The organism is Cobetia sp. BMC6, assembly GCF_029991385.1.
Classification (GTDB): domain Bacteria; phylum Pseudomonadota; class Gammaproteobacteria; order Pseudomonadales; family Halomonadaceae; genus Cobetia.
In genome coordinates this window covers 1-19,264 of sequence record NZ_JAKUMF010000015.1, presented here as the reverse complement: position 1 = coordinate 19,264, position 19,264 = coordinate 1, and the positions used below count along the sequence as shown (strand labels likewise).

Below are 19,264 nucleotides of genomic sequence, written 5' to 3'. Positions count from 1 at the left end.
TCCTCACTCTACTGTTGTTCGATCGTCGCCCGGCTGACCACCAGCAGCTGCTGGCGGGCCCGGGTAGCCGCCACATAGTTCTCGAACCTGTCCAACAGGCTATCGCGATTGCCCGCATCGAGAATCGCCACCGCCTTGAACTCCAGTCCCTTGATGCGCTTCTTGCTACCGAAGCGCACGCCGCTTTCCTCTTGGCCGGGGTCAGCCTGCCGCGCCTTAAGCTCCACGGTAGCAAAGCCATTCGACTGCAACGCACTGATCACGCGTGAATTGGCCGGTGTCAGGCAGATCTCGTGGGTCTTGAGCTGACCACTTTCGGTGAGGCCCTTAACCCACGAAACAATCGCACTGGCGACCTCATCGTCACTGCTGCATGTCACTAGCTGAGGCTCAGGCCCATGGAAGATGGAACGATCCCCTTGGGTCATGGCCTGTTCACCGTCCAGGTCATCTACATCGACTCCTTCAAGGGCTGCATGGGCCCAGTCACGGATCTCCTCGCTGGTGCGATAATTGATCTTCAGCCGACGCGAGCGGCCCCGGATATCGATGCCGGCCCGGCCAAGCGGGACGGGCATCGAGTTATAAATGCGCTGGTGACCATCGCCCACCACGCACAGCGGGTTATCCAGCCCCTCTGCGATGGGGCTGATACTGGCGACCAAGCGAAGGGCCTCTAGGCTGAAGTCCTGGATTTCATCGACCAGTACATGGCGATAGCGTGGGAATTCGCCGCGTTCCAGCACCTCTCGAGCTTGATGGATCAAGCCATCGAAAGTCAGCAGATTGCGACCGGAAAGCTGACGGCGCACCTCAACGAAAACCTTCCACAGGGCCTTGCGTTGCTTACGGCGCAGCGGTTTACGGCCAGACCGCACTACAGTCAGGTACTCATCCTCGCTGCTGATGCCCATGGGGTCGATGATCTGCTCGAACTCGTCGCGAACGAACTCACCAGAGAAATCCAGCTCGGATGCTGCCGGCATGGCCAAAACCTTTTGCCAGATCACTTTCAGATCCTCCCTCTCAGCGATCTTTCCCTGCCACTGGGCACGTGCACAAATCGTCCTGGCGAGCTGATGCAGGTTGGTCACCTCGATGCGATCGATCACACCGGGCGCCAGCTTCCCCATCAACCCCTTGATGGTGACAGAGAGGTTGGTGGTGAAGGTCGTGATCAGCACCTTCTCATCATCGCTGCAGTGCTGAGCCAGCCAGGCAGCACGATGCATGAGGGCCACCGTCTTGCCGGTACCGGCCGCACCAAAAATCTTCATTGGCCCACGGGTATGCCACTCCACTAGCTTGCGCTGGTAGGGGTGCAGGAACACCCGCCACTCCTCGATATCCTCACTCAGGATCTCGCGCAGATGTTCTTCCCCCTGGACCAGTACCAGGTCAATGTTGGTGATATCGGCCAGATGACTGAAATCGCCCGGCCCAGTCGGCTTCTCGATCTCATCCAGGGCCCCAAGCATCTCGTTGATGGCCTCATCTAGGGACATGCCAGAAGCTACACCGTAGAGCACCTGCGCCGCCTCAGGCGGCAGATATTCGGCTAGCCGCTCGAAGTCACCGTCGTTGCGGACCGCGCGAACTGCCGGGATCAGAGCCTCGGGCACGCCGGCTTGGAAGAGCTCTTCATCGGAGAGTACCTGAAGGGCATGTTCAGGAACGGCCAAGGACTCTGAGGGCGCCTCTTCTATCTCACCCAACTCTGAGGAATGCAGTGAACGCTCGGCCTCCTCAACATCGAATACCTGAAGGGTGCCCAATGCCCGGTGGGCCTCGAAGCGCTTGTTCCGACACCACTGGTAGGCCTCGTCGTGGTGGTCGATATGCATAAGCAGGAAGGTATCCCCCTTCTCAGGAGCAATCACGATGGCGCGATAGTCGGCACCTACACGAGCACTGCGCACCTTACTGTCCTTAACGGCATTCAGCGGCTCCAGGTGGATACTGGCCTGGGTGCTGTCCTCCTCGAATTTCTGGGTCAGCTCCACCACTTTCTTCTGCACCTTGGCCGGCAACTTGCCGAAGTTCTTCAGCACGTCCCGGTGCAGCATCATCTTCGCCATCACTCATCTCCTGCTTTATGTTTCGGCAACTGTTCGACACACCATGCTTCGCCGTGGGTCTGCAGATCCTTGTCTGTTAAGACTCGCCACCCGGCCTGGTGCCACTTGGTGACGAAGCTAGCCTGATCCCCGACCAGTAGCGCCACAGGCGGGGAAGCCTCCGGCCATGCCATCTCGGCAAAGGGCTCCCCTCCCAGATCATCACTGTAGTGCTCTACCTCAGGCAAAGCGCACTGCTCGGCTGCCATGCGATGGACCAGCTTTTCCAGCGAGGACAGCGTTCCCTCGACAACTCCCTGCCACTGGCTGCCCAGGCTTACCTCAGGCATCAGCAAAGGCTCCGGAATCACCCCGCTCTCGATCTCGGAGGTGGTGAAAACCAGCATCTTCTCCACAAACTGGAAGAGATTGGCCAGGGCATGGAACCGTCGCCATCGCAGCCGGAAAGTCTCCACTGCGCTGCGCTCCTGCTCGCTGTCGCCTAGTCGCAGCTCAACTTGCACCCGCGTGAAGTCATTGCCTAACAAATCTTGGCTGACGGAATACACCAACATGTCGTCTGTCAGCGCTACATTTCGGGCAAGCCAAACCCAGTCGCCACTGTCCTCACGGGCTATCGGTGGCACGGCATAGCCGGATCGCCACAGTGGTATGGTATCTCGCAGCTTCGCGGCATCCTGTCCCAGCCCCTTGCCAGCTAACATCATAAGGGTGAGGCCCAGCACATCTTGTCCTACCCACTGCCAAGCCGCGGCTTCTGGCGAGAGGAGGAAAGCTTTGAACTGCTGGAAAGCGTTACCGCTTACCTGCGGTAACGCTGGGAGGGAGATGAATTTCACCGCCTTAATGCGCTTGGGCAAGATCTCATCGGTCAGTCGCGGCGCCAGGAACCGAAAGCGCTCGCCCTCAAGCTGGTCAAGGTCATCCCAGCTGAGTGACCAGACCCAATAACGCTGGCTATCCAGGATAGCCCTACGCTTGAGGAAGTCATCGGCTAGGCGAGGCTCGGCTTCATGTGGCTTCACATGGAACTCGAATCCATCTAGAAAGATGGCAATCGGTCGGCAGATATCATCATCCGGACGCAGCAGGAAGTCGGGCTGGCAGCCCACAGAGACTCCCTGAGCACTACCCAGCAGGGGCTGCAGCTGGAGTGACCAGATGCGCCCATCCCCCAGGGTGAACTCGAAGCCCCGAGTGCCGCCGATCAGCACTTCGCGCCAGTCATCTTCCTTACCACGCTCTACCACCCAGTCGCGCAGCCGATTGACGAAACGCTTCTCCAGCACGCTGCCGAACATGGCCCGCGGCTTGATCTCGTCCAGCTCCTGCTTGGATTCCCGTGTTTCCCCCGCAGCGATCAGCCGCCGTAGCAGCCGAATGCCCTGCTCGCGGCTGATCTGGTCCGCCCGGTACTGCAGGTGATAGGTGCGCAGGCAGCGATAGCAGCCGTCGGTATCGTCTTCCGTCTGGTGCAGTTCACGGCAGGTACAGTGCTCCAAGGCAGCAAGCGAGCGCCGCAGCACGTCCATCACTCCTTCGCCGGCACGGCCCTCGTCGTCGACCTCCTGGAAGAGCGCCTTGAGAAAGCCTGTACCTCCGGGCACCGCATCCATCAGAACCAGATAGTGCTGGGTCACACCGAGCTGCAGGTTGGGTACGATCTGCTGTTGGACCAGCAGGTGACCAGGGTCGCCCTGGAAGCGCAGCCGCATGCCCAGATAGATGGCGGCCTCCAAGGTGGACAAATCTTCTGGTTCCACGTCGGGAAGCAGCAGTCGGACAGCTTCGGAGCGCAGTTCGCGGTAGAGGAAGACATGCTCCCAGCGGTAGGCATCATCCTGGCGCCCTTCTCGGTGGCGGCGCTGGCTCTCGCGATGCCCGGAGCAGCTGCGCCGATGGCGTACTTCGCTGGGGCCCTGCCCGGGCTCGGCGGCCATGCCGCAATCAGCACAGATCAGGAAGCCCTCCGAGGAGACCTTCTCCTGGCCGAAGGCGAGGTCGCGATACTGGTCCTGGTAACCGGCGTTAACCTGGCGCATCACCATGGCCGAGCGGTATTCGATGCCAAACGGCTCGGCGTCATTACCCACTGCACCACTGGCCTGCTCAACCGTCTGATCGAAGGAGGTCACCAGCTGATAGCGCTCATTCTCACGCTCCTCGCCCTTGTCGGCGGAGAGGCTGTCGTAATACTCCATATAGGAGACCGCCTGAGAGCGGGCGAATTGCAGGAAATTCCTCGTCTGCCCCTTTTCAGTCTGGCTCTCCGGTCCATCGTGACCGCACTGCGGGCAAGCCGGTACCGCTTCCGGGCGATGCACCTCGGCGGCGAGACGCATGTGGCCGCACTGTCCGCAGATGGCCCACTCGCCCAATAGCGGCTGGTTGCGTGAGCCCAGTTCAATCTGCTGGATGGCGAAGCGGTGGCTGTGGGTATAAAAGTGGTTGCCCGGCGCCAGCTCACGGATGGCCTGAGCCCCTGAACGCACCAGTTCGATGGGGGGCCGAGTCTCGATCACCTCGCCGTCTTCGCCCTTGGGGCGACGATGGTAGATGGCACCGGAGAAGCGCACGCCGCGCTCCGGAAAGGCATAGTTGGGCAGCAGACCGTGCTCAGTCAGTACCTCCAGCGCGCCGATCTCGTTCAACTTGCGCTGGCGAGCACGGAGGATGCGCTCCTCCCGCTCGATCTCTGCCAGATCAAGGGCCTCGGAAGCGGGTTCCAGCTTGTTTCTCTGGTCACGCAGGCGCTTACGTGCGTTGTCCAGCAGCTGACGTTGTAGCTGAAACTCACTGGCGGCACGTTCGATGGCCTCGCGCAGCCGTTCGGCACGCGATTCACCCAGAAACCGCTGGCGGGTGTCATCTTTGGCATCCTGAGCGAAGCGCGCCATGAAGCGTTGCTGGAGCATCTCCTCATGCTCCAGCATCCACGCCAGCAACCCGGGGATATGGCCGGCGCGATTCTGGACCACCTCATCCACCAGCTGCTTGCCGGTGCCAGGGAGGTCGATCAATACGCCTTCCCGCACGGCCTGGTCGAAGCAGAACGCCAGATACTGACGCACCAGCACCGCGCTAGCATCCAGCCAGCATCCCGGAGGCTCGATCTCGCCCGCCAGCAGTGCTTCCGGGCGGGCATAGAAAAAGAGATCATGGGGACGCTGGTTGATCACGCTGAGGATCAGGGCCGTGCCCGTCTTACGACCGGCCCGCCCGATGCGCTGCAGGTAGCTCGCCGCGCTGGGAGGAATCGAGCAGAGCATGGTGGTCGAGAGATCCCCGATGTCGATGCCCATTTCCAAAGTGGAAGTGGCGGTAAGCACATTGGGATCATCGGCATGGCTGCCGTCGTTGAAGTTGGCTTCCAGCCCTTCCCGCTCGGGTGTATCCAGAAGCCCGGTATGCTCATGGGCAAACACACGACGCAGAGCGCCCTTCCGATAGCGAGTGCGATAGTAGTTCTCGCGCTCGTTCAGCTCCGCAGGACGATACCTACCGATAGCATCCTGGTATGAGAGGCTCGGCGCATCTTGCCACAGCAAGGCCTCTTGGGATGGTCGATACAGGTAATACCCGCTGCTGGAGAGCAGCTTCTCACCTTCCGGATAGAGCCGTGCCGCCGCATCGCTGACCGCATACCACGCCTTGTCACCATCCTGGTGCAGCTTGTGCAGCAGCCCGGCGCTTTCTCCAGCCTCCAGGAAGGCAGCCAGCAGATCGACCAGGGTAGCGTCGTCCACTCCGGGCAGCCCCAGCACTCGCCTGGCCCACACAATCTGCCAGGGTTGCATCTGGCCGTCCCGGGGCGGCACCAGTATATGGTCGTGCCGCCTATCGGGATGGGTCGTCCACAGCCGCGGCTGATAGCGCCCCTGCGGCGGGAAGGTCTCACGCCCCTTGACCACCTTTCCGAATGGGTACTTGCCCCAATAGTTCTGGCGGGCATAGCTACTCAGATAGAGGTGATGCAGGCCTCCCCGTTCACGCTGACGGTGCAGCATGCCCAGTACCCAAAGCCGCAGCACCTCATCGCCAAGCTCCTCGAGGCGTGGACTGATTCGCGGGAAACGCTGACGCAGTGCACCCAAGGTGTCATTGATGCGGCTCGGGTCCCATCCCAGGGTCGCGCTGGCGTGACTCTCCATGGTGCGCCCATGGGTCAGCATAAGGCTGAACTCGCTCGTCGCCTCCCAGGTCAGGCGCTTGGCCACTTCCTCAAAGAGCCCTGCAGCAGGCGTCTGAGCACTGCTATCGCGATAATCGAGATAGTCTTCGTACTCACGCAGATCCGGTGGCATCAGCGTTGCCATCGACTCCTTCATGGTCCCCGGCCGCCCGGGTGCCGGCTCGGCCCAGAACGCCAGCAAGCGCTCTCCAACATCCGGAAGGGCTATCCCCTCTTCACCGGCCTCATCGATCAGATGCTGGAGGGCGGTGCGAAGGGTGAAGTGGTAGGTACGTGCCGAGAAGAACCCTGCTCGATGGCTGGCATCCTGCACGCTGTCGGTGAAAGCGAGTAGTTTGGGATCACTGTTGAGAACCGAGCCGAACACCTCATCGATGGCCACGCTAGCAATGGTAGCCGCACGACTACCGATGAACATCAGGCTATCCAGGGTTTGGCAGTGTGGGCAGCGCCGCACGCCGATCCGCTGGCCGTTATTCCGGTGGTCATGCTCGTGAACGACCTTGACTGGGAAGGTACGCTCTTCGGTCAGCGGGCAGGCGCCAGGTCCCTCTCGCAGCACAAGCGAGCCAGGCGATAGATGCCAGCGCAGCCCCTCCAGCTCCTGCTGACCACTGGCGTTGGTCGGATCATCACCCTCGCGCCAAGGGCTCAGCATCACTAGGGTAGGTTTGGGATATCCCTCGAAGCCCCAGGCCTCGTAGATGGACGGCACCTCATCGGAGAGCTGCATGCCGCGAATACCGTGCTGCTCGATGGCTGCATCGGCATCCAAGTCTCGCAGTCCCACCCAGGCAAGTTCCCCACATTCGGTGCAGTGAACCACTGGCAATTGATGACGCCCCTCAGGGGATGGGTTATCCAGCCATGCAAAGGACGGATCTTCGTGGACCAGAGCACCAATACGTCTGAGCTCGCGCAGCCACAGCTGCACCTGGGTAGGCACCAGCGGGAAAGCCTTGCCACTGCGCAGCTCCCGGGCTTGGGCTACCAGCGCCAGGAAGGCCATTAGCACCTCGCCCCGCTCGGCCAGGCCGCCCACCGACCGGAAGGCGAAGTCCTCACGCGCCAGCTCGCGCAGCAGCTCCAGCCAGTGGGCCGGCGCTTCCTGGGTAGCAACCAGCAGCCGCTGGAACAACGGATGCCAGCGAATCCATTCGCCCAGCGCCACCCCCCAGCGAGTGTGGTCGTCCAGCTTGGCAAGAGACGCCTTTAGCGTCGAGTAATGCGGCGTCCACTCCGGCCAGTTCGGATCATCAATCTCGACCGGGTAGGCCGGCCCACCAAACAGTGCGGCCATGCGGTAGGCGTAGTGAACAGCATCCTCGCGATGACGCGGTCCGCACTCCTCCGCCGGCGGCAGCGTATCGATCTCCAGTTCGGGCACTCTCACCACTTCATCGACGCGGTAGCGATCCTCCTGGATCACCGCTTCGTCGGTGATGCTCTCCTCAAACAGCGTGCTGGCGAAGTGGCAGAGCTTATGCATTGGCCCAAGGTTGCTCTCGTCATCGCCGCCCGACACGGTGGCGCTGGTACCCACCATGCAGAGCTGGCCACGCGGAATCGAGAAACGCTCCTTCAAGCGCCGAAGCAGGCATGCTACGTCGGCACCCTGGGCACCATCGTAGGTATGCAGCTCATCGAGCACGAGATATCGCAGCAGGCTGGGCTCAGCCTGGTTGTGGCGCCAGATGCTGACATCCTTGGGTCGCAGCAGCAGGTAGTCGAGCATCTTGTAGTTCGTCAGCAGGATATCCGGCGGATCTGCCTGCATCGCCTCACGGTTGGTGATCGCCTTGTAGGTCCAACCGCCGCTTCCATCCTTCGCGGACTCGCGGGTCACCTCGACATAGGTGTCTGGCTCGGCGCCCCCCTCTTTGCTGGAAGAGGAGGTCATCCGGCCCGTATAGAGACCCACGCGTACCCGCGCCTTGGGCTTGCCGGCCACCATGTCGCTGAGTAACGGCGACTTGAGGATCTCCTCGGCAAAGCGCCCAGCCTGGTCCGCCGCCAGGGCGTTCATCGGATAGAGAATGATCGCCTTGATGCCGTCGCGCTTACCCGCCTGGTGCATCCGCTGGCAGTGATCCAGCACCGGGTAGAGGAAACACTCCGTCTTGCCCGAGCCGGTGCCGGTGGTGACCAGCGTATGCTGCGGCTGGTTATCTCCGCGTGTGGTCAGGCGGCGCCAACTCATCGCCTGGTGGCGAAACGGCACGTAGGGAATCTCGATATCGAACAGGCCCGAGATATTCCCCGAATCCAGCCGGAACGGCCGGCGGACCTGCACCCAGGGCCCCTTGAATAGGCCGTTTTCCGGGTCATTGAAGAAAGCCTCCAGGGCTTTCTCGGTGGCGTGATCGCGCAGGCGGAAAGTGGCCTGCAGATAGTGCAGCACCTGTTTGCGGACTTCCTGAGCTAGCGTGGCTGGCAGCATGTCATCTCCTGATGCGTTTCTGTGATCACAGTGAAATCTCAGCTGCCAGCGATCTGGTAAGGCCAGACCGATTTCGCCGTTTGGTAGAGCTCCTGCCCTCTACACTCGATGGCTGCCTCGCTCCATTCCAGCAGAGGGTCCGGCTCGACTTCTTTGGGCGGATGGAAGTAGCGATTAAGGTTCAGCTTGCTGTACTTGCATAGCTCCGGGCGCTTCTGATCCCAGGAAGCGTTAGAAAGCGAGGGGTTGAGGCTGCCAGTGATCAGGGTCAAGTTGCCCAACGTGTGTAACTGGCGGTTTCGCTCCTGGTTGAAGGCCAGGCGCTTCTCCGGATCGGCAGCCACGTCTTCAGGCATAGACCAGTTTGCCTGCCACTTGACCGGCATGATGTGCTCGATGGTGAGGTTCCTTGGCAGCGTAAGCACTTCGCTCTTGCGATCTTCTTGGGCGAGGTCGATCGCTTCCAATACAGCTCGAATCTTGTACTGGGCCAAGTGCTTATAGATCGGCGTCTTCACTATGCTCTGACGTAGCTCCTCGTCGGTTGGGAATCGTACACTGTCGCCCTCATTGGCCTGTAGGGCCTCCTGCAACACTTGGGCATTGATCTTGCCTCGCTTGTCCAGCGACTTGATCACATCGATAAACAGGCGGTTGTAGTTCTTGGTCGTCATGCAGCAGATCATGCGCCGTACCAGGAAGGACTCCAGCACCACCAGAACGCGGTCGAACTCTGTTTGATCGGCTGGCAGAAGTTGGTCACAGGCCAACAGCAGCAACGGATAGACCGTGGCCGTATCCACCGCCTGCAGGCGTTCAAGGAAGAGTGCCAAACGTGAACCAGCTTCTGGTTCCGCGAATTTGCGGAAGGAACGGGCATAGCGCGATAGTGACTGCAGGTGGGATTCGATGCTGTAGGGCTGGGCCGTCAGCTGAGAGCCTTTCTCTCCCTCCTCCAGGGCGACGACATACTCCTTGAAGGCCTCAAAGAGGTGGGCACTGCGCACATCCTCCCTAAGCATCAGCGCCAAGTAGTGCTGGAGGAACAAGTCGATGCGCGGGCGCTTGGTACGTCCCTGCTTGACCTCCTTGCGCCAGAACTTGGCATCGAAAGCCTTCCAGTGCTGCTCGTAGAGTGACTCGATATCCTGCCCCTCGGACTGCGCCCTACGAAACAGGTAGTTCTTGATCAGGTCTGCAGGCAGTAATTGGGTGCCGCGGGCGTTCAACGTCTCGAAGATCACCTGTGACTCATCATCATCGCTCAGGTTGATCACCACTACCTGCAAAGCATTACTCACCACCTGCCATAGGGCATCGAGGCGACCATCCAAGTCCGGTGCCTGCTCATCAGGCTCTTCATCCAAGTCACCCTGCAGCCAAAGGCCCAGCTGCCGGTAGAAATAGCGGTAACCATCGATGACCTGCTGATTCTGTTCATGGAGCTTTGGCTGCTCCTGAAGGCACTGCTCTAGGGGCTCCAACCCGCCTACGCCATGCACCAGCTTGAAGGCCTCTCGGTCGCTGTTGGTTGGCCATACCTTGTAGCGCTCGTGCTCGAAATCGACCTTACTGGCCTTGTTGCCCACCAGATCAGCGAAGCGTTCATAGTACTTGCCGCTATCGAGCTGGTGACAGATATCACGGGCGGCGATCATGAAGATCTGCAGGGTAGTAAAGCGCTGCTGGCCATCGATCACCTGGTGAGTCTCGATGGAGCCCGCCACATTACTCATCTGCTCCAGCACCACCGCCCCCAGGAAGTGAGTACGCGACTTTTGAGTGCGTAGCCGGTGGTCCATCAAGCCCTGTATATCCTCCCAGAGCGGGCCCCAGTTATGCTGTTCCTGCCAGACATATGGCCGCTGGAACAGCGGGATCTGGAAGGAAATGGTCGAGTCGAAGATCTGGTTCAGATCGCGTGCCTTGGCATCCATGTCAGGCAAATTCCTCTTGTTTGGTTTCGATACCCAACCGCTCGGCGAAGACACGGTAGGCGGTGCGGTAGTCTTCAATGCGATCGACGTGGCTAAAGGGCGGGTAGAAGGTGCGGGTGACGGTCTGATTGCCGTTGTCGATCTCCCAGCTGACAGTCAGCGGGGAATTGCCGTCGTGCCCTAAGCGGGCAGCGCGAAGTTCCTTGCCACCGGCATCCTTGCGGGATGTATTGGGCAGGCGCTGGCCGCGACTGTCGTATTCGTCCGCCTCTTCATAGGCCTTCATCACCGGAAATTGGACGGAATAGATCTGAATCAGCTCTTCCTCGGTCAGGTCCAACTCCAGCGCACAGAGTACATCGATCTCGATCTGTGCTAGGCGACGCTGCATGTCATTGCGCACCCGTGGACGCAGCTCAATGGCAAAGTTGGTGCCGTCGAAGACACTGTGCAGCATGTGGGGGCTGGCAGACGTCAGCTCGATTCCCTCGTAGAAATTATCGAATTGTGTCGATAAGCACTGAAGCGCCAAGGTTCTAGCCACTAAGGAATTACATATTTCAGGCTTCACCGGCATGATGAGACTGGCAAGGTCACTATTATGGATGTGACCTCGGCCTTTCAGCTTGATATAAAAATCGGCAACTACTGACGTACAAAAACCAGAAAAAGCAATAAGCGCATGCTTATCAAGCATTGTAAGAACACGCGCCGTATTGATTGCCGTTGCTCCAACCGGCATCAACGCTCCCATCAGAGTCCGCTCGTTGGACGGCTGACACATATCACGCACCATAAAGCGTGAATAGGCTGTCAACGGCTTGGGAAGATATTTTTGCTGTTCATCGCTTGGGGCTGCTTGCTCCAGCCGCACATCAATGAAGCTACGCGTAAACGCCTGGGCGTTTCGTTCCAAGCCATTGTGCTTAAGCCAGCGAATTGCCCCTTCCACGTCACCCTCCCAGCGTGAAAAGAAGCCGAACTGGCGCGCGGTACGGGCACCGGGACGTGACGTATCGATACCGTAGCACTTGAGCGGCTCCCCCAGCAGGGCCTCGTAAGCGGCGACCTCATCATCGGCGACGGGCCAGAAGCCTGGCTGCCAACCACTATCGATCTTGATCGGCTTCTGCGCCTTGGGCCACTCGGGGATGGCATTGTAGAAGGCGGTCAGGTCGCCACTTTCATCTCCGGGGCGGTAGACGGCGCGGGGCAGATAGTCGCTGGGAATGCTCTCCAGATCAACTACATCATAGTCACTCTTTTCTTTACACAATGCCCGTGCTGTCTTTGAGAACGGATTGCCTACATAAAAGTGTGGGCCGGAGATGACCCACTCGTCGCTGCTGGAAGGCTGAAAGCTCGGTTCCTGCTGCCGAGTGATAATTCTGTCTCGTTGAGCATATGTCTCATCAAACATGACGGTGGCAATGTACTGGCCCTTAGTGTCATCTAGGCGGCGAGGTGCTCCAGCAAACTTTTCCAACACCTTGAGCACAGATTGACTATGAACCTGAGGTAAGCGCGCTCTTGCAGGCAAAGTGCCCTCTTCATCAAGAAGTTTGGAAAACAGAGCGAGCTCCTTTTCCGTCACCCAGATGGCTCTTAGTGGATGTCCTCGCATCTCCCACTTTCCATCGCTGTCTTTCAAAGCCGGAACAGGATTCGCAGCCCTATCTTCTATTTCGCATTGCGCAATTACCTGAGGATGAAAGACATTACTGATAGATTCAAATTTAATAAACTCCTTGGGGCTTGAGCTCAAGGTCATGCAAAAGACTTTCGCCGCCCCCACATCAGAAAAGAGAGGTAGCCAGTTCTGATATTGCACAGCCAAACGCAACCTCGGATAGAACGCTTCTCGGAAAGCGCCTCCTCTTGCATCGTCGAATATCGCTGATTCATGGTAAAAGCCGACTATGGCTTTATCAGCAATAAGCCCCCAGCTGCGCTCGATAAAGTTCTTGTAGAGGTTAGTCTGCACCCCTGCCAGCGCCGGATAGAGTGTCGCATCGTTCAGGAAGACGTTACTGCCCTCACCACGCTCGAAGGCGGCGCGATAAGTCAAGCGGCGCTGTTCATCCTGCAACAGCTTGGGCCGTTCACGGTTGTAGGTGGCAGACTTGGCATCGCGCACACCCAGCAAGGGCTCGAACTCGCTGAGCAGCGGCGCATCCTTCCAGGTCACCTTGAGCCACGGTGGGTTACCGAACATCAGATCGAAGCCCTTGGGTTTGGGCTTATCCTCCACTCGCGGCCCCAGTATCTCGGTAAAGATCAGCTCCCAGTGGTGGTAGTGCTGCTCGGCGGCGGTGGCGCGGCCGACGCCGAACCAGGGTACCAGCTTGCTGAGGTGAGCGGCATCGGGCAGCTGGGCCTCGCTGACTTGGAACAGCGCTTCCAGGTCGATATCCTCACCCAACTGAATATCCAGCATGGCGCGGGTGGCCAGGTCATCGGTGCCGATCCCCAGCAGCACCTCGGCCGCAGCCAGCCAGGCCTCGCGACTGGGCAGCGTCTCGGCCTGCTCAAGCGGCCAGAAGTAGAAGCTGCACCAGCTGTCCATCAGCTGGCGCAGGCGCTGGAAGGCTCCGGACTCGGCCTCCAGCGTGGCCTTCAAGCGCTCCTGATGGCGCAGGCTGGGGCTGGGGCGCAGCGCCTCCACGTCGTTCTGCGGGGCGGGCCAGACGCTGGCGGTACAAGCGGAGTATGCAAGGGCTTGGTGACGCTCGGCGGCATACTCGGCCCACAGGTCGTCGATCCGCTCGCTCAGCGCCTCCAAGCGCACCAGCTCTTCGGGCGAGAACTTCTGCTTCACCTGCTTGTTGCGCCACTGCTTGATGTACTCGCACTCATTCGGCCAGTGCTGCGCCATCAAGTTGTCGGTGGCGGCGGGAGCCATATCCTCGTCCCAAATCAGGAAGTGGTAGATCTCGCCGGGCTCGCGTGCCTCGCCGGGCTTGATCTGGCGAGGTACCTCGGCATTTTTGCCATAGTGCCTGCCGGCCTTGAGCTGCCCTTTGCTCCAAACGCTGCGCCGCGCACCGATCAGGCTGTTACCGGCGCGCAGGCGCAGGCCGAACCAAGGCGTGGCCGCCGGCCGATAGAACGGCTGGCTATCTTCACTACCGGAGGCTTCCTGGAGGCGGTGAATGGTGGCCAGCCACAGCGAGAGCGCCCCCAGCTCCACTGCCACCGGGTTGAGGTCGACCCCGTAGACGTTGTGCACGGCGATGTAGTGGCGCACCCGGCGAACTTCGTCCTCGTAATCGCTGGGGGCAATGTTCTCGCCGAGCTGCTGCTGCTTGAGCTTCAAGTAGCGGTGGGCCAGCTGGTCGATGGCCTCGACCAAGAAGGCCGCCGATCCCATGGCCGGCTCGCAGATCTTGAGCGAGAGCACCTCGTCGGCTTGCTCAGGCGTGAAGTCCTTGAATCGCTCCTTGAGGGCCTCCTCTACCAAGGTACGGGTGAGCACCTCCGGGGTGTAGTAGGAAGCGCTATTGACGCGATCGACCCCGTTGAGGTGGAGAATAAAGCTCCCCGCCTTGTAGTAACGCGTCTGTTCGGTGCGGTGCTCCAGCACCACTTCGCCGTGTTTGAACTCATCTTCGCGGGAACGAGGCACGAACCAAGTGGGTACCTTTGGATCCACTGCATCGTCAAACATGGGCTTTACCTTCTTGCCCCGCTGATGCACTTGGATCAGGTCTTCGGTAGCGAAGAACCCTTTGTAGGAGAGCAGTCCCTCGTAGACGGAGCCGAGCTGCACGATGCCGAGCTCGGCATAGTTGATACGCCCAATGCGCCGGCTCTGCTGGGAGGTGCCGAGACTCAGGCAGCGGATCACCCCGTGCAGCACCCGATTGGGCAGCTCGACGCGGCTGAGCAGCGGCGTGGCGGCAGGGTCGAACAAGGTGGCGGTCAACGGCTCGATACTGAACAGCTTGCCGGGGGTGTAGCCGTCACGGCGGCTGTCGGCGTGACGGGGCTGGGCATCCTCCAGCGCCAGCTGCTGGCCGCCGGGGCTGCCGAAGAGGCTCTCTTGGCTGGGCAGGTGACCGAACTGGGGGCTATCGCTCTCGACTTCCTCCTGAGCCAGGCCCTCCCGGGCCGGGTCGAAGCCCTCGTAGATCAGCTGGAAGAGCCGCTCCAGGTGCTCGGCGATGTAGGTGCCCTGCTCGGTGGTGGTGCCCGGCTCGTTGGCATCCACCAGGTCGCGCAAGGCCTCCAGGCTGTAGCCCAAGCGGTAGACGTCGTCGTTGATGGGTAGGATTCCCAGCTCGCCACCGCGGGCCTCGGCGTAGAAGCAGAACAGCAGGCGGTAGACGTAAATCAGCGCATCGTGGCGCAGCTGCTCGGCGGTGATCTCGCGGCTGCCGTCGGGCAGCGGCGCCTCACGCTCACTGAGCTGGCGATAGCCGAGGTTGCTCTGGCGCCGTGCCTCCACCCAGCCGTTGGCGATGTCTTGGATGGCATCGCGCACCGCACCCTGCAGTTTCTCCGAGACGCCGTGGGTGCTCTTCAGGCTGCCCTCACGCAGGCGCTCGTGAAGCACCTCGTCGCTCTCGCCCTGGGGCGAGAGCGCCTCGACGGAGAACAGCGCACAGATCGCCTGAAAGGTCTCGGCCTGGCGGCGGCCATAGGCATCTTCCAGATCGACCCACAAGTAACGCCCCTGGGCGTAGGTCTGGGCATCGAACAGATAGACGCGGGCACCGGCCAGCAGCATTACCCAGCGCGGGGCATCCTCCTGCTTGAAGAGGATGGCGATGGCTTTCTCCCAGCTCTCCTGCAGGGTAGGCAGTTCCTCGACGAGACGGCTGGGCGACTGCACCTGCTGCTCAAGTGGCTCCTCGTCGCTGTCGCCGCCGGCCAGGCAGAACGCCGCCTGCAGTATCACCAGCCAGGGGCGGTTATGTCGATTCAGCCGCAGCAGGGCCGGCAGCTGCTTCTTCTCGGTGGCCAGCTCCATGGCAAAGGGCTCGGGCTGATAGCCCAGGGCATCGAGCAGTGCGGGGTGCCAGGCCTCCACCTCCTTGATGCCGGCTCGGCTGCGCAGCTCAGGCTCGGGGAAGTCGAGGGCCGCGGCCTTGGCCTTGAAGTAGCTGTCGCCAAGGGTCGCCAGGCGTCGCGGCGCGGACTGGCTACCCTGCTCCTTCCAGACCTTGGCCTGGTCGCGAAGGTCCTTGGCAAAACCGTTCTTGTCGGCCAGGTAATGAGCGGCGTAGTAGTCGCCGACGTTCTTGATTGCAGTATCCAGCGCCATTACTTCACTCCTTCCACGACCATCACCAGCCGAGTGGTAGGCTCATCCGTTGCCCGGTAGTGGGCCCCCATCCAGTGCTCCTTGCGGTCCTCCAGGTACTTCTCCATCTCTTCGCGTTTGTTACGCAGCTGGGTGGCACGTTTGCCTTCCGGCGGTAAGCCGACCAGCTGATCGTCGATGCGCGTGGCCCAGCGGGCGAACCAGTCATCCAGACGTTTGGTTTCTTCCTCAACCCGCGGCCAGATCTCGGCTCGGCGTCGGTCCCTAATCTGCTTGAGGTGGTAGAGGCTCTGATTCACTGCCGAGCCCAAGAAGCTCTTCATCATATGCTCGGGCAGCTCGCCCCGCTTGCCGGTGTTGGTGAGCTGATCGAACTTGACCTCGGCCAAGGCCTCCTTGAGCGGGCGAATCCGGAACTTGCCGCCTTTGCGGAAGGAGACCGCATGGGGGTCGACGATCAACGGCGTGCCGGCGCGGGAGCTGACCTGTCCGATAAAGCAGAACAGCAGCTCGCCGGGCTCCAGCCAGGGGGAGCTGATTAAGGGGGCTTCTCCGCGGGCCTGGAGCATCATCAGCCGCTCGGAGAGCCACTTCATCACCGGATGCTGCTCGGTCAGCAGCAGCTCACGAGACCACTGGCCCTTCTGGGCCAGTGCGGCCTGGATGGCGGCGTTGGCGCGCTTGGGGCTCTCGGTGAAGAAGAGCTGCTTCTCCGCCGGCCAGGCCTCTTCGGGGATCGCCGAGGCACCATAGACCATCTCGCTATCCACCCAAGGGGCCCCCAGGCGACGGGCTACCTCGCGGGGCGGTGTAAAGATCATCTGTTGGGCTGTCTTTTCCAGGCCCGGCCAGTCACGATTTTCCGCCTGCAGGGTTCGGTAGCCGTCTTCGAGGAACTGGGCGTTACTCAGCAGGCGGATGCAGGAGTTGTCCTGAACGCCCCGGTATTCATCATCGATATTCCTCTCTTCATCACTCTCGCCAAGCAGCATGTCGAGGAAATCATCGTGGCCCTGATGGGAAGCCTCCTGCAGCAGGGACTCCAGCCCGCCGGCTTCGCCGCTGCTATCCACTTCGAGCTTATGAAGCAATTCGCCATCGCCACGCACTATGCCCTCACCGATGCTCTCCTCCTCGCGCTTGGCATCATAGAGCTTGAGCACGCTCTCACCGGTGCGAGTGGAGCGGTTGATCTCCTCTACCTTGTCGACCAGGCGTTGGAAGATCTCGCTGTCACCCTCCAGCAGGCCTTCGCGGGACTCCACCATCAGGTAGCGGATGATCGGCGGGTATTTTTGGCCGAAGCGGTCGATGCGGCCGTTGCGCTGGATCAGAGTGATGATCGACCAGGGCAGATCGTAGTGGATGATGTGATGACACTGGTGGTGCAGGTTGACGCCTTCCGAGGCGACATCCGTGGCCAGCAGCAGGCGCACATCGCTGGTACCGGTACCGAAGGACTCCACCGATGCGGCCAGGGCGCTATCCGACATGCCACCGTGGATGGCGGCAATGGTCTGCTTAGCCTGATCCTGCTCCTTATCGGAGAACTTGATTTTGAAGTAGTGGGCCAGAGCCGGCGCCAGAGCCTGCTGGGTCACGCGGCTCTCGGTGAACATCAGCAGCCGCGGGCTGTTAGCCGTGCCATCCCAGCCCATGGCTTCCAACTCATGTACCAATGCCTTGAAGCGGGCGCTGTCACTGATGGTAAGCTGCTCCAGCTGCCGCATCAGCAGGGCAAGCTCTTCTACTTCCGGGGAGCCGGGATCCTGACGTTTGATGTGTGCCAACCGCTTGCTAGCGGTGGAGAAACAGGCCTCCGGGCTCGAGAGGAAGGCCTTGTACATGCCCCAACTAACGATAGCCTGACTCTCAATCTCCTTGTCGAGCACCCGCTGACGAATGTGCGCCAGCTGCTGGTAGACGCCCTCCTCCGACTCGTTGGCGTGGGCGGTGGTCTGCTCCAGCGGCACCACCTGGCGCTCGGAGAAGTTGCTGCCGGCCTCAGCCTTCACATCCTCCTTGAAGCGCATCAGGAAGAAGGGGGCGATATCCTTGGCCTCATACTCCTGAAGCTTTGGATCTGGCACCGCGGAAGGGTCAAGCAGGCTGATCAGGCGACCGAAGGTCTCGCGCTTGCCGTTGTGAGGGGTGGCAGTGGTCAACAGCATGCTGTTGGTGCGCCGCGAGAGGCGCCGCGCCAGGCGGTAGCTGAGATGGCGCTCCGGGTTGCTGCCGCCGGAGACGTTGTGCGCCTCGTCGATCACCACCACATCCCAGCGGGTGTTCTCCAGAAAGTGAGCGTAGCGGCCGATATCCTTGAGGGTATCGATGGAGATAATGATGCGCTGGTAGACCTCAAAGGGATTCTTGGAGGCCGGAATCTTGAGCTGAAGCCGGGAGAGAGCATCGGAGTCCATACGCACTAGCGGCAGCGCGAAACGGTTCCACAGCTCGGCCTGGAACTGCGAGAGCATCGACTTCTTGGCCAGCACCAGGATGCGGTTGCCTTGCCCCCGCCGGATCAGCTCGCTGAGGATCATGCCCACTTCGATGGTCTTGCCGAGGCCCACCTGGTCGGCCAGCAGCAGTCGCGGGCGCAGCTGGTGGAGGGCGCGGTGCACCGCTTCCTTCTGGTACTCCATGGGTGTGAAGGCGCCCATGTCCTCGAAATTGGGGGCCGGGTCGGTCAGCGGCATCTGGCGCAGCTGGGCTTCCAGGAACAGCCGGGAGCGCGAGTAGCCGTTGGATTCATCGCGCACCAGGGCTGTCTCGCGAGGATTGACCTCCTTGATCTGGTCCAGCTGGGTGAGAAAGGCGGCCTCGTGACCGCGATTGAGATCATCCACCCCAGTACAGAAGACGATCTGGTGCTGATAGCTGCCCGCGGCATCTACCCGCGAAACGAGCCATTCGGCATCGCGACACACGACGCGCATGCCTGGAGTAAACACACTGCCCATGCTGGTTCTTCCTTGTCTGCTGCTTAACGGCCCGCCGAATCTCGGCAGAGTCCATGCTATGGTCACTTCAGGTCGTGACCACATTTCGTGTTATGGGCTGAATTATATTCAACCGATTGTCTCTCATCCTAAAGGGTTGTCTTTAGGACTACAGCCGTATTGTAGTGTAGTGGTCAAGTGCTTTTGGCCACCGAGCTTTGAGCATTCCAGTAGTTCTTTTCTGCCAAATTCGGCGGTATCCCATCGTTATGCTTGTGCGGCCGGAGGCTGCTGTAGTAACCGATCATATAATCAGTGACAGATCGCTTCGCCGCAGCAACATCGGGATAGCCGATCTCTGGTATCCATTCCGTTTTCAGGCTTCTGAAGAAGCGCTCTGTTGGGGCAT

General features: G+C 60.5%; 6 protein-coding genes. All 6 read right to left on the bottom strand.

Annotated features, from left to right (window positions below; genetic code table 11):
* Nucleotides 1-8 precede the first annotated feature (8 nt).
* A complete protein-coding gene (locus MKZ40_RS16475) occupies nucleotides 9-2,078 on the bottom strand; it encodes a UvrD-helicase domain-containing protein (RefSeq protein WP_175090714.1) in 2,070 nt (689 codons plus the stop codon).
* A complete protein-coding gene (locus MKZ40_RS16470; protein WP_175090715.1) occupies nucleotides 2,078-8,710 on the bottom strand; it encodes a DEAD/DEAH box helicase in 6,633 nt (2,210 codons plus the stop codon). Before MKZ40_RS16470 ends, MKZ40_RS16475 begins: the two co-directional genes overlap by 1 nt.
* A gap of 38 nt (nucleotides 8,711-8,748) precedes the next feature.
* Nucleotides 8,749-10,647, bottom strand: a complete 1,899-nt coding sequence (locus tag MKZ40_RS16465; RefSeq protein WP_175090716.1) for a DUF262 domain-containing protein — start codon at nucleotides 10,645-10,647, stop codon at nucleotides 8,749-8,751.
* A gap of 1 nt (nucleotide 10,648) precedes the next feature.
* Nucleotides 10,649-15,913 (bottom strand): hypothetical protein, encoded by a 5,265-nt coding sequence (locus MKZ40_RS16460; RefSeq protein ID WP_217485969.1) that lies wholly within the window; start codon nucleotides 15,911-15,913, stop codon nucleotides 10,649-10,651.
* Nucleotides 15,913-18,876, bottom strand: a complete 2,964-nt coding sequence (locus MKZ40_RS16455; RefSeq protein ID WP_254627227.1) for a DEAD/DEAH box helicase — start codon at nucleotides 18,874-18,876, stop codon at nucleotides 15,913-15,915. The genes MKZ40_RS16460 and MKZ40_RS16455 overlap by 1 nt, the downstream gene beginning before the upstream one ends.
* Before the next feature lie 173 nt (nucleotides 18,877-19,049).
* Nucleotides 19,050-19,264 (bottom strand): integrase core domain-containing protein (locus tag MKZ40_RS16450; RefSeq protein WP_282627969.1); only part of this gene is annotated, 215 nt, incomplete at its 5' end.

Excerpts from the sequence above, each read along its gene's own strand:
- MKZ40_RS16460 (WP_217485969.1), bottom strand. The coding sequence starts at position 15,913 with ATGGCGCTGGATACTGCAATCAAGAACGTCGGCGACTACTACGCCGCT.
- MKZ40_RS16465 (WP_175090716.1), bottom strand. The coding sequence starts at position 10,647 with ATGGATGCCAAGGCACGCGATCTGAACCAGATCTTCGACTCGACCATT.
- MKZ40_RS16475 (WP_175090714.1), bottom strand. The coding sequence starts at position 2,078 with ATGGCGAAGATGATGCTGCACCGGGACGTGCTGAAGAACTTCGGCAAG.
- MKZ40_RS16455 (WP_254627227.1), bottom strand. The coding sequence starts at position 18,876 with ATGGGCAGTGTGTTTACTCCAGGCATGCGCGTCGTGTGTCGCGATGCC.
- MKZ40_RS16470 (WP_175090715.1), bottom strand. The coding sequence starts at position 8,710 with ATGCTGCCAGCCACGCTAGCTCAGGAAGTCCGCAAACAGGTGCTGCAC.